10 protein-coding genes and 1 pseudogene are annotated in these 13006 nt (G+C 42.8%); 7 read left to right on the forward strand and 4 right to left on the reverse strand.

The window, feature by feature from the left end:
• Positions 1-132: 132 nt before the first annotated feature.
• On the reverse strand, positions 133-1737 hold the full coding sequence (locus V7K61_RS28935) for a ferredoxin--nitrite reductase (protein WP_335058875.1): 1605 nt from the start codon (positions 1735-1737) through the stop codon (positions 133-135).
• Between the two features lie 517 nt (positions 1738-2254).
• On the opposite strand from V7K61_RS28935, the gene V7K61_RS28940 reads away from it, so the two are divergent.
• From V7K61_RS28940 to V7K61_RS28955, 4 genes are all read left to right on the forward strand, one after another.
• Positions 2255-2665, forward strand: a complete 411-nt coding sequence (locus V7K61_RS28940) for a QcrA and Rieske domain-containing protein (protein WP_335058877.1) — start codon at positions 2255-2257, stop codon at positions 2663-2665.
• 103 nt (positions 2666-2768) lie between these two features.
• Positions 2769-4127, forward strand: a complete 1359-nt coding sequence (locus tag V7K61_RS28945; protein ID WP_335058893.1) for a HEAT repeat domain-containing protein — start codon at positions 2769-2771, stop codon at positions 4125-4127.
• Positions 4128-4847: 720 nt separating this feature from the next.
• Positions 4848-5648: a WGxxGxxG-CTERM domain-containing protein gene (locus V7K61_RS28950; protein WP_335058879.1), complete on the forward strand. Its 801-nt coding sequence runs from the start codon at positions 4848-4850 to the stop codon at positions 5646-5648.
• 235 nt (positions 5649-5883) lie between these two features.
• Positions 5884-6831, forward strand: a complete 948-nt coding sequence (locus V7K61_RS28955) for a LysR family transcriptional regulator (RefSeq protein WP_335058881.1) — start codon at positions 5884-5886, stop codon at positions 6829-6831.
• Between the two features lie 195 nt (positions 6832-7026).
• On the opposite strand, the gene V7K61_RS28960 is transcribed toward V7K61_RS28955, so the two are convergent.
• The 3 genes from V7K61_RS28960 to V7K61_RS28970 form a co-directional block, all read right to left on the reverse strand.
• Positions 7027-7203, reverse strand: a complete 177-nt coding sequence (locus V7K61_RS28960) for a hypothetical protein (protein ID WP_335058883.1) — start codon at positions 7201-7203, stop codon at positions 7027-7029.
• A 594-nt stretch (positions 7204-7797) separates the two neighbouring features.
• Positions 7798-8742, reverse strand: coding sequence for an eCIS core domain-containing protein (locus V7K61_RS28965; RefSeq protein ID WP_335058885.1), 945 nt, complete (start codon positions 8740-8742; stop codon positions 7798-7800).
• Positions 8743-8864: 122 nt separating this feature from the next.
• Complete coding sequence (locus V7K61_RS28970; RefSeq protein WP_335058887.1) at positions 8865-10112, reverse strand: hypothetical protein; 1248 nt, start codon at positions 10110-10112, stop codon at positions 8865-8867.
• A gap of 196 nt (positions 10113-10308) precedes the next feature.
• On the opposite strand from V7K61_RS28970, the gene V7K61_RS28975 reads away from it, so the two are divergent.
• The 3 genes and pseudogenes from V7K61_RS28975 to V7K61_RS28985 all read left to right on the forward strand — a co-directional run.
• Positions 10309-10548, forward strand: coding sequence for a hypothetical protein (locus V7K61_RS28975; protein ID WP_335058889.1), 240 nt, complete (start codon positions 10309-10311; stop codon positions 10546-10548).
• On the forward strand, positions 10548-11072 hold the full coding sequence (locus tag V7K61_RS28980) for a phage tail protein (RefSeq protein WP_094350961.1): 525 nt from the start codon (positions 10548-10550) through the stop codon (positions 11070-11072). Before V7K61_RS28975 ends, V7K61_RS28980 begins: the two co-directional genes overlap by 1 nt.
• A gap of 23 nt (positions 11073-11095) precedes the next feature.
• Positions 11096-13006, forward strand: a pseudogene (locus V7K61_RS28985) (hypothetical protein); the annotation flags it as partial.

Consider the following 13006-nt stretch of genomic DNA (forward strand, 5'->3'; position numbering starts at 1 on the left):
AAGGTCGAAGGTTAAGTCTTTAAGGTCGAAGGTTAAGTCTTTAAGGTCGAGGGTTAAGCCTTTAAGGTTGAAGGTTAAGCCTTTAAGGTCGAGGTATGAGTTTTACCCAATGCCGAATACCCCCGATAAGTACTAGCCGTTACCAACTAGTAAGGCTTCTTGCTTGAGTTTCGCCCCGAAGTTTTTGATTAGTAAATCTTGCAATATTGGCTGCAAGTCTTCGCAGGGTATGCCTTTGATGATGCAAGTTCCTAAATGGGCATCTTTGCCAACTTTGCCGCCCATATAGATGTCAACACCTTCCAAGGTTTTGCCATTTTTGCGAGTTTTAGTTCCCATCAAGCCGATGTCTGCAACTTGCGGCTGTCCGCAGGAGTTGGGGCAACCTGTCCAGTGAATTCGTACTGGGTTGGTGAAGGTTAACTCTTCTTCTAAGACTTTAATTATTGCCAGGGCGCGATTTTTGGTTTCAATCAGGGCAAAGTTGCAAAATTGTGCGCCTGTGCAAGATACTAGCGATCGCGCCAATAAACCAGGATTAACTGAAAATCTTTCTAGCAACGTTTCTGTTAAAAATGTTGCTAAACGCGACTCAGCAATATTGGGGATAACAATGTTTTGCTCAACTGTGAAACGGATTTCGCCAGTGCCGTAAACTTCTGCCAGACGAGCGATTTCAAACATATCTTCGGCATACAACCGACCAACAGGAATATGTAAACCTGCGTAATTTAATCCGGCTTGCTTTTGTTTATATACCCCGATGTGGTCGCGTTTTTCCCAGTCGATCTCGTCTTTTGCGGCTGCGGGTAATAATGATTTACCCAAACGGCTTTCTACTTCTGCTCGAAACTTATCTACACCCCATTCATCGATTAGCCACATCAAGCGGGATTTTTGCCGATTAGCACGTGGTCCACGATCGCGAAATACTTCCAAAACCGCTCTACATAAAGCTACTACATCTTCTGGAGCCACCCAAGCATTTAGAGGAATCGCCGCCTCACAACGTTTAGCTGAGAAAAAGCCACCAACTAAAACGTTAAACCCAAAAATGAGTTCTGAGTGGGAAAAAGACTCAGCACTCAGCACTCGGCACTCAGCACTATTTTTAAATGCTGGCACAAAAGCTAAATCGTTAATTTCAGCATGAACCGAATTGTCTCGTCCACCTGCGATCGCAATATTAAACTTCCGTGGTAAGTTGCTAAACTCTGGGTTTCCTTCCCCTTTATTGGTAAGCATATCTTGAATTTGTTGTACCAACTCTCGCGTGTCGTACAACTCATCTGCATCTAACCCCGCCACAGGATCGCCTGTAATATTGCGGACGTTATCCATTCCTGACTGCACAGTGGTTAAACCAACTGCGTGAAATCTATTAAAGATATCTGGTAAATCTTCAATCCTAATCCCCCGTAATTGAATATTCTGTCTGGTAGTAATATCAGCGCAACCATCATCACCGTAACGCTGCACTACTTGGGCCAAAACACGCATCTGGCTGCTAGTAAGAATACCGTTAGGCATCCGCAACCGCATCATAAACTTGCCTGGAGTAACTGGGCGAAAAAACACGCCTACCCATTTGAGTCGATGATCGCGATCTGTTTCGTTCATCGCCTCCCAACCCAAAGCGGCAAATTTCTCTATTTCACTCTTGATGGCGAGTCCATCTTTTTCTGCTTTTAATTTCTCAAACTTATTAAGGTTAGTGGTAGTTGCTGTGTCTGTCATGAGGCTGAATCTCGTTGCAAATTACTGATATGATCGGGAACTGTGGTCGTAATTTCCCAATACCAATCAATCCGTAGTTACATCAGGTGTTGTATCTACGAGGGTTAGGGAATAAAAACTTAATATTTAACTACGGCTGATTATTTTTACTCAAGAACATTCCTACGCGAAACTTCAAATCCGTGGTTAGTTAAAGAAAATTTGTGGCCACTTACATCTTGGGAATTTGTCAAGCAGGTTTAGATAATGTTCATGTAACAATTTCGATACTCATAACTTAAGATGAGATTTTTGTTAAAATCGTATAAAATGTTACGTTTTTTGGGAAAATCTACAAAAAACGCATGAATACTATGCACTTTTTACATTAAAGTCATCAATGAACGATGTAGAACGCTTAATCAACGGTATTTGAGATGACTGAAGCAATTTTGGATCGCCATAGATTCATCCCAAATCTAAAATCCAAAATTGAATTGCAGATGTTAGCTAAAACTTAGATATTATTTCAGCAGCTATGAAACGTCGTGATTTTATTAATTGGGTAGGTTTGGGTTTGATTGCGAGTTCTCTACCTGTAGCGATCGCAGCTTGTTCTTCTCAAACAACTCCAGTATCTAAAGATTGGCAAACAGTAGGTACATCGGCAGAATTAGATAAAACAGGTCAATTGCTAGCAAAAGACTCACCTGCTGGGCCTGTGCTGGTAGTCGGCACATCTAAAGCCGGAATAACTGCTGTTAACCCTACCTGTACTCATGCAGGTTGCACTGTAGCATGGAAAGCTGATGCAAAAAAATTCGCTTGTCCCTGTCATGGTTCGGAATTTGGAGCCGATGGTAAAGTGCAAAAAGGCCCAGCAACAGATCCACTAAAAACTTACGCCGCCAAGATTGAGGGTAATTCGGTTGTAGTCAAGCCAACTTAGTGGAGGCAGGGGGCAGTGTTTCGACTACGCGGCAGTTGAGCGTAGTCGAAACTCAACAACCGGGCAGAGGGCAGAGGGCAGAAGATGATAATTAAAGCAAGATATTGTGAGTAACATCAAACAGCTTTTGGTACAAGCCGAGGCAGCACATAATGCCGCTGATTGGTCATCACTAATTCAATATTTGCAACAGTTGATTTTAGGGGCAGACTCGGAAGATCCAGAGATAGTTAAAAATCGAGAATATCTCCTGAAATTAACACTTTCAATGTTAGAGATGGGGGATTTTCAGCAACGCTGGGAAATCACCAAAGTATTGACTAACTTAGGAAATATTGCCATCCCACATCTCATTGAAATATTAGAAGATGAAGACACAGAAGAAGAGTTGCGTTGGTATGCAGCCAGGACTTTGGGCGAATTTAAACACCCAGAAGCGATCGCGTCAATAGTTGAATTGTTGAAAAATGATGAGGATGAAGAACTCAAAGCGATCGCAGCGACAGCACTGGCACAAATGGGTACTGTTGCCATTGCTTCACTAACTGAACTTCTATTAGATGAAAATACACGATTGTTAGCAGTGCAATCGCTTTGTTGTATTCGGCAACCAGAAACCATCACGCCGCTGTTGAGTGTAGTGCAAGATCCACAAGCAGCAATCCGCGCCGCTGCAATTGAAGCCCTCAGCAGTTTTCATGACGAACGTGTACCGCCAGTATTATTAAAAGCTTTGGATGATACAGCCGCCACAGTCAGGCGTGCAGCAGTGCTTGGTTTAGGTTTTCGCCCCGACTTACACCAAGCATTAGATTTAATAACGAGACTGCAACCCAAACTTTACGACTTTAACCTTGATGTTCGTTGTGCAGCCGCAGTTACCCTTTCTCGAATTGGTAGTGATGACGCTGCCAAACACTTATTTGATTTGCTGATTTCACCCCAGACACCAATAACGCTGCAATTAGAAACCATCCGCGCTTTAAGTTGGGTGGGGACGTTATCGAGTTTGGAATATTTGCAAACAGCACTGAATCAAAGCACTTCCGAGACAGTATGGCAAGAAATTGTCACAGTTTTGGGACGAGTCCAAAAACCGCAGTTAACTACACCAGCGACAGAAATCTTACTGCAAATACTGCGATGCCTTTCCTGCGGAACGCTACGCGAACGGCAAGCTTCTCTACGAGACGCTCCGCGAACGCACCATCCAGCCACAGAGATTGCTAAAATCAAAAGTGCGATCGCCTTATCTTTAGGACAGTTAGGCGAAATGCAAGCAATTGAACCATTGATTTCGCTGCTAGGCGATTCTAATGCATCGGTGAGACTACATGCGATCGCAGCACTAAAAAATCTGGATGGGGAAGCCACACATCAACAATTGCAGCAGTTAGCAAATAATGACGCAATCACACCAGATTTAAAACAAGGAATTGCGATCGCTTTAGCCGAATGGTAAATTTCAGTGTCAACTTTTAATCGCGTAGCGTCTCGTTAGTGTGGTCACTGAGCGGAGTCGTACCACTTGCCTACGGCACGCTCCGCGAACGTGGAAGCAAGCTACGCGCAGCGTCTCGTAGAGAAGTGCAGCGTGCCGTAGAGAAGAGAGGACTAAAAACCTTGCTACAAACCTTTAATTATTTACGCCGTCCTACTTAACTGACAATAAAAGTATTCCTTAAGTCTAAAGCAAGACACATCTTGAGTATGAAGTTATAAGTTCTCAGGTGAAATAGTATTGTGAAGTATTCTTAATAGAGTCTCAACTGCTATCAGCATCTGGCTGTATAAAGTTTTTAGTTAAGTAGAAGTCCGGCGAAAACTAACACTCATGCTATCTAACAGGAACAAAATAATTCACAATAAGTAATTAAATAAAATGGCATGGATAGAAGTAAATACAATACTTAGTTTCTATTGTTTTGAACAAGCGAATTTGTTCGTAGGTTCTTAATCCTGAAAGAGTAATTACTGATTATGAGTTATTTTGCTTAATGTGACGAATAGTAAGTTGCTGTGGTATTTTCAAATCCTTTCGACTTTTCCACAAGAAGCTAAGTAAACACTCTTCAATCTATCTTTTCAGAATTTACCTAATTTAGCAGTGGATTGAAGAGACAATATTGCTTTTGTAAATCAATTAACCACACAAATCTAGAACATAAAAGGAACCATAAGCATGAAGCCTTTCGATTTATCTAAAGCTGTTTTAGCTACTGTCTTTGCCATCAGTTTCGCTTCTGTATCCTTACCTCCTTCAGTTTCTGCCCAAAGTGGAGGCTCCGGTAGTGGGGGTTCTGGTAGCGGAAGCTCCGGTAGCGGAAGCTCCAGTGGTAGCACTGGAACAACAGGCACTGGAACAACAGGCACTGGAACAACAGGCACTGGCACAACAGGCACTGGCACAACAGGCGCTGGAACAACAGGCACTGGCACAACAGGCACTGGCACAACAGGCACTGGCACAACAGGCACTGGCACAACAGGTACTGGCACAACAGGCACTGGCACAACAGGTACTGGCACAACAGGTACTGATACCACAGGTACTGGCACAACAGGTACTGATACCACAGGTACTGGCACAACAGGCACTGGCACAACAGGCACTGGCACAACAGGTACTGGCACAACAGGCACTGGAACAACAGGTACTGGAACAACAGGTACTGGAACAACAGGTACTGGAACAACAGGTACTGGCGGTACTGATACCACAGGCACTGGAACAACAGGCACGGGCACTGATACCACAGGTACTGGCACAACAGGTACTGATACTACAGGCACGGGCACTGATGCCACAGGTACTAACAGGAATACAGGCGTCGTAACTTCCGAAAGAACTAGCGATCGCGGTTTCAATTTTGGTTGGCTAGGTTTGCTAGGTTTAGCTGGTTTAGCTGGACTACGTAATCGCGAAAAAGTCCGGGCTTATGGCGATCCTGATGAAGTAGCAGGTTCTCGCTCCAGAAAATAGTATTCACCACACACACTTTAGGAGGGTACAGATGTAGTTTGTGCCCTCTATTATTTTTTTTGGCGAAATTTACCGAAAAAATCGGTGCAAAGCGCATCATTCAGGACAAAGGCGGTCAAATCTGATTTACTTAAATATCAATCAGAGAAAAAAAGCTGTAACAAACTCTACTAAATTGTGGATAAAAATCCGTTAACTTAATAAAACTGATAAATGTAATTCAGGCTACATAAAAATGCGCCTAGAGCAGTTGCAAGCCTTTCTAGCGATCGCCCAAACCGGCAGCTTTCAACAAGCAGCGCGAACATCTGGTGTTACTCAATCGACAATTAGTCGCCAAATCCAAGCATTAGAAGCAGATTTGGGGATAGAACTGTTTCACAGAAGCACTCATGCCAAACTGACGTTAGGAGGTGAACGTTTGTTACCCCGCGTCCGCAAAATTTGCCAAGAGTGGCAGACTGCTACAGAAGAATTGGCTGATTTAATTGCCGGAAAGCAACCAGAACTTTGTGTTGCCGTGATTCACTCCCTATGTGGATCTTACTTACCACCAGTGTTGCAAAAATTTTGTCATGATTATCCAGATGTGCAATTGCGAGTGACTTCATTGGGGAGCGATCGCGCCCTGAAAGTCCTCAAAGATGGATTGGTAGATTTAGCAATTGTGATGAATAATCGCTTTTTAACCACCAGTAGAGAAATGGTGGTAGAAGTACTTTACGATGAACCTATAGAAGTTTTAACCGCAGCGAATCATCCCCTAGCACAATATGAATTCATCCCTTGGTCGGAGCTAATTCGTTATCCCCAAGTGGTTTTTAAAGATGGCTATGGGATGCAACGCTTAATCCAAGATAGATTTGAGCGGATGGAAGCTACACTCCAGTCGGCTTTAGAGGTAAATACCCTAGATGCCTTTCGGGGAGTCGTGCGCCAAGGAGAACTGATAGCTTTACTACCTCAATCAGCATTATTGGAAGCTCGTCTTGACCCTACCCTGGCGATTCGTTCCTTAGCCAGCAATAATACTAGTGGTTTAGCAGATGGTTCCAGTTTGACTCGTCGGGTAGTTATGGTAACAACTCAAGACCGTCTGCAAATTCCCCCCATCAAACATTTTTGGCAACTAGTGCGGGAAAATATTCCACTGCAAATTGACCAGCAGCGATCGGCTTCTTAAGCGTTATTAGTCATTATTCAAGAATCTTTAATTTCTGATGGGACTTTTGCAAGATAATTAATAGTTTATAAAAACTAATTGTGCCGTAGTTCTTATACCATTTCTTTGTAAGGCTGCGCCAAATTTTCTTTCTTCTTTGTGTCCTTTGCGGTTCGTTCCTCATCTAGTTTGGCGCATCTTCATACAGAATTGGTATTAGCCCGGATTTCTCACGCATAGTGTAGGCTTCAGGGGAAGAGGAGTGTGGGGAGTGTGGAGGGTAAGACTTCTTCCCCATCCTCCCACACTCCCCACACCTCCCACACCCCTTGGATTTCTCACAAGTGAGAAATCCAGGTTAGCCAGCCCTGAGTCTTGTTGGGATAAACTCATGCTCTATGATCTTGTTATTCTCGCACGTTAGTCGCTGCACACCAGTTAGCCACTGTTGCGACCCCTGTAACCCGATTTTGAACTTAACTGTGCGGGATTTATAATCTTGTGTGATTGTGATCTGCGGCGGATCAAGAAATCTTGCCGTGAGCGACTTACCTGGATCTATAATCATGCCCTGAGTTCCGAGTGCGTAGCTACGGAAAGTATTAGAATTTGGCCTGTTTGCGTACTGATCCAGCGATTCTGTTCCTGTAGTTCTATTGCCGCCGTTGTCTGTCGCGATCTTTGTTATTTCCTCAAAATATTCCAGTGGTGGCGGTGTCAAAAGGCGCAATCTTTTTTGCGATTTGTTGTACCATCTGATATTTATATATAAATTATGCCCAAATTGCCTGTCCGTTATGATATCGCTAGGCTGCATCGTCAAGATATCTAACTCCAAGTATTTTTTCCAGTCCTCCCCGTTCACCTGTATTTCTTCTATTTCATCGCCACCGCCTTTGGAAAAGAATTTTTTCAGCTTTTCAAAAGGGTTACGCTGGATTACTGGTTGATACCCAGAAGGGGAGTTAAGAAGGGTTTTGGCTTGGATTATTGTTTTTTTTTAATCTCCTGGTCAGGAAGCAATTTACGCCCAAGCGCACTACCATTTTGTTGGACAACGTGAGTTAACTCATGGGCAAGTAGTTCCTTTCCTCCATGACTCTCTGGAGCATATTCTCCTTGACGGAAGAATATATCTTGTCCTGTAGTGAAGGCACGAGCCTGGATGGATTGGTTGAGTTGGTCAGAGCGGCTATCTGTGTGGATTTTGACACTGCTGAAGTCAGTCCCAAAAGCTTGCTCCATTGGTTGGCGGATATCGTCTGAGAGTGTCTGTCCACTTCCCCGTTCCTGCTGGATTGAAGTTTCTAAGTCAGATGTGGCTGGAACCCCACCACCCTGACGTTGCAGTGAAATATTGGTATCCGCCAGAGATTTCATTTGTAATTCTTCTTCTTCCTCTGGCAATGCTTCCCGTTGTAGTGAAGTATTGGTATCCGCCAGAGATTTCATTTGTAATTCTTCTTCTTCTTCCTCTGGCAATGCTTCCCGTTGTAGTGAAGTATTGGTATCCGCCAGAGATTTCATTTGTAATTCTTCTTCTTCCTCTGGCAATGCTTCCCGTTGTAGCGAAGTATTGGTATCCGCCAGAGATTTCATTTGTAATTCTTCTTCTTCCTCTGGCAATGCTTCCCGTTGCACAGACTGTTTACTTACAGGCTCGCTCATCGTCTGCATCACTTGCTGTGCTACTTTATCAGCTTCCTGCTCATAAACATCTCCTGGCTGGTTAACCGTGAGTTTTGTTTGGGGACGCAGTGATATTCGACTGATATCGTGCATTAAAGGTAAATTTCGCGATCGCACCTCATTTGCTGCTTGGGATGAAGCACCAGAGGGCTCTAAACCAAAACCACGTGTCGGTTGTTTGAGTGAAGGTATTGAGAAGGAAGCAGTAGTAGCTTTTTTGGGCTGGACTATGCGTTCTCTCATTTTTTCTCCTGATGCCTAAGCAGTAGGTGGATGACTATTTGGCTATTACTAATATCTAGAGTACAGCGATCGCACTCATCAAGCAATTCACTCAAAGAGCGATCGTTTGCTACATGGTCAGGTCAACCTTCTGCTTTCTCTTCTGCCTCCGATCTCCCAACGACGCTCATGTTTGCAACTAGCCCCATAAAGACTTCAGGCGATGTACCACCACCGATCCCCAGACTAAACCCAGCTTCACCACCCTCTGATTTAACCCCAACCTTGTTTGGTGCTGTGCCCTCATTCGTTGAGGCCTTTGCAAATGAGTCGCTCCCCCCTTCTTTTATCAATGTGCTTTTTATCGAATTTGGCACAGTCTTTCCCTTTACATCCGGGAACGCCATTATCGCACTACTAAACAACTCCCGTTCGGCTCCGGGACGCAGTGTAAATTCTACAAGTACTTTAGGCTCAGGGCTTTTACGATATAAGTAGTTTTGAGCCTGTTTGAAGTCTCCTAAATGTCCACTTAGCTTCGCGTGATTACCTCCTTCAAGTTCTTTCCAATCCTCTAATTTCATTGTCCGGTATACCTTCAATGTTTCAGGTTCGCTTTCACCTGCTTCAGCATCCGTTGCTGACTGCGTTCCAGTCTCGCGTTTTTTCCAGCCGTAAAGTGTCATGTACTGCTCCTGTAAGGTGTGTTCCTGATCCGGCATACTCTTATGTTCTATGTCATAAGTTAGTGCTTCCGTAAAATGTTGTTCGTTTTCAAATTCTGCATCCGTGGAAAAGAGCTGTTTGAGGTGGAATTCAACTACCTCTGGAGAATATTTCGTGAGACTGATTATGAGTGGCTTATAGAGCGGGGACTTTTTAAAAGCACCAAAGTTTGCGTATGATTTTGTTTGTTTACCCTTAATCTTGACTTTCAGTTGCACTACGTGCCCACTTGATAAAGCAGTCGTCAAGCTCGTAATTGCTCCTGTAAGGCTTTCTTTTTTCTGGATGGGTTGCTGTATCGGTTCAGCAGATGTTTCTAAAAAGGAATCTTCCTGCGTTTTCTCTAATGGCGATCGCTTCACCGCCTCTGGCATTTCTTGACGTTGGATAGACTGACGATTTACAGGTTGCGCCATTCTTTGCATTACCTGCTGTGCAACGCTATCAGCTTCCTGTTCGTAAATGTCTCCAGGCTGGCTAATTGAGAGTTTTGCTTGGGTACGCAGTGGTATGCGACTGATATCGTGAGTAAGTGGTTGTATTTCAGGAACCGCTTGGCGTGAAATTGCCGACGACTCCAAACCAAAGCCGCGTGTCGGGTGTTTTAAGGATGGGATTGAGAAGCCTGTAGTAGTTTTTTTCTGGCGGCTGACGTGTTCTCTCATTTTCTTCTCCAGATCCCCAAGCAGTAGCTAGATGAATATCTTGCTGTTATTAACATTTAGCTAGAGTACAGCGATCGCACTCACAACACAATTTATCGAAAGTCTAAATTTAGGTAAAAACTTAAGTTCGACTTTTGGCTACTTTTGATTCTGATGCAGTACCTTTAGCCTGGATTTAGGGAGAGTTTTTTAATTTATGGACTCAAATCAGCAACAAAATTTTTTCACGTTCGATGGAGATGTTGGCGGTGCTGCTGGATACGCCGGGGTTTCAGAGACTTCTGATGCTAGCAAGGCGGCTAAAACGGCAAATAAATATCTCAACGACTCACTGCTGCTGAACGAACTCACAGAGCGCGTATATAAACTTTTACTAGAAGACCTGCGATCGCAGCGAGAAAGACTCGGTAATTATAATTCTCAAAGGTGGTTGTGATGGCTACAGGCGCTAATAACGGCAACATTACTCACGAATTAAATTATGTTACTACTAATCGTTTCTATGTAGAAATAGATAGTTCTATTGCTGCGTCTTTCGCTGAATGTACAGGATTAAGTATTCAAATTAAGAAAAATGTTTTTCAGGAAGGTGGTGTCAACGACCAACAAAGAATTTATTTAGGTCATACAGAATTTGCAGACATCACTCTTAAACGTGGAGTTACCGACCATCCAGGTTTTTGGAATTGGATGAATGCAGTTTTTGATGAACAAAAGAAAACATCTCGACGCAATGTCAATATTTTGATTTTCAATCAAGCCGGTGAAACGATGATGAGTTGGACTTTAATTGGTGCTATTCCTATAACCTGGAAAACACCTGCACTCCAAGCAGACGGCAAGGCAGTTGCCATTGAAGAATTAACTTTAGCTTATGAAGGCTTACAAGTTGCAAGGTCTACAGGAGGAGGCACTTCTGTACAACGAAATCAAAAAAGTGGATATTTCGTTTCTAGCTAATTGGCTATTTTTAAACGATAACTATGCAAATTATTCAATCTCCACTAGGAAACAATATTCATCCCCTTGGGGTAATATCATCATTATCTACTTCTGATAGAATGGTATTGAGAAAACAGTCTCATTTTCTGCATTCACGAAGTAATTTTCTTAGTCCCATACAAACTAAACTACCATTAGTTAAATCCTCTAAATTTTTCTTATTTCGTGAACATGAACCATCGATACAACCATTAATAGGTTGGGATAGTTGGGATAATCAAGATATAAATAGTGATTTGCCATTACTGGAATCTGATTCTTTTGATTCAATAGCTCTACCAGAAAATAGTGATGTTAATACTAGTGAAATAGTAAAAAAAAGTATTCCAGAGATACTGCCAAATCGGATTGATAAAAAACCGAGTGATGATACCTCACTACAAATAAATATTAAAGATAAATCTAAATCAAAAAAAATAAATAAATCTCAAAAGCCCCTTGAGAAAAAATCCAAATCCAAATCTAAAAAAGCAGTCAAATCATCTGTGGGTAAGAATATTGTTCAAAGCAATGTTACTATTAATGGTCAAGAAGATAGCTTATTAGCATCAGATGAGTCTCTGTCTGCTGAGGCTAATTTGGAAATACCCACATTGCAACTGGATAATGCTGTCATTAATCATTCTCTAGCTTTGCCGTCAGCGCTGACCTCACCTGAACTTGATGATACACCTACTTTACTCCATCCTTTTGCGAATGATGAAAATACTGTAGGAGAGCATATTGCTGTACCTAATTCTGAGTCTTCAGTCGCAAAAAATCCTATTGTAATACAACAAGAAATTGATTCCAATGTTTCAAGTGAGACTCTAGCGAGTATACCTGTTCAGTTAACACCTACCTCAGCCGATATTGAAGATGCACCTAGTTTATTCAGAAACTCTGATAATAATGAAGCGTTAGTAATTTCAGAGTCCCAGTCTGCTATGTTGGTTAATGTCTCAGATATCTCAGCAAATCTGACTTCACTACAACGTGACAGCTATATTGAGAGTACGAATAGCGAGTTTACAGAAAGTCAGCCCATTTTAGTACCACCTGAGATTGTTGAAATACCAACAATTCCCTCCAGATCATCAGAGATTAATGAAACTGCGATCGCACCACTTCTAGCTACATCACCTGAAATTGTTGAAACACCAATAATTACTCCTACATCATCAGAGATTGGTGAAACTGCGATCGCACCATTTACGGCTACATCGCCTGAGATTGTTGAAACACCAACAATTACCGCTATATCTCCTGAGAATTTTGAAACTGCGATCGCACCACCTCTGGCTACATCGCCTGAGATTGTTGAAACACCAATAATTACTCCTACATCATCAGAGATTGGTGAAACTGCGATCGCACCACTTACCACCACACCACCTGAGATTGGTGAACCACCAATAATTACCGCTACATTACCTGAAATTGTTGAAACACCAACAATTACTCCTACCTCACCTGAGATTGTTGAAACTGCGATCGCACCACTTACCGCCACATCATCTGAGATTGTTGAAATACCAACAATTACTCCTACATTACCTGAGAATTTTGAAACTGCGATCGCGCCACTTACCGCCACATCGCCAGAGTTTTCTCAAATACCAACAATTACTCCTACATCGCCTGAAATTGGTGAAACTGCGATCGCACCACTTTCCGCCACATCGCCAGAGTTTTCTCAAATACCAACAATTACCGCTATATCGCCTGAGATAAGTGAAACTGCGATCGCACCATTTACGGCTACATCACCTGAGATTGGTGAAACACCAACAATTACCGCTACATCGCCTAAAATTGGTGAAACTGCGATCGCACCATTTACGGCTACATCACCTGAGATTGGTGAAACACCAACAATTACCGCTACATCGCCTAAAATTGGTGAAACTGCG

The sequence above is a fragment of the Nostoc sp. genome (assembly GCF_036918015.1).
Classification (GTDB): Bacteria; Cyanobacteriota; Cyanobacteriia; order Cyanobacteriales; family Nostocaceae; genus Nostoc.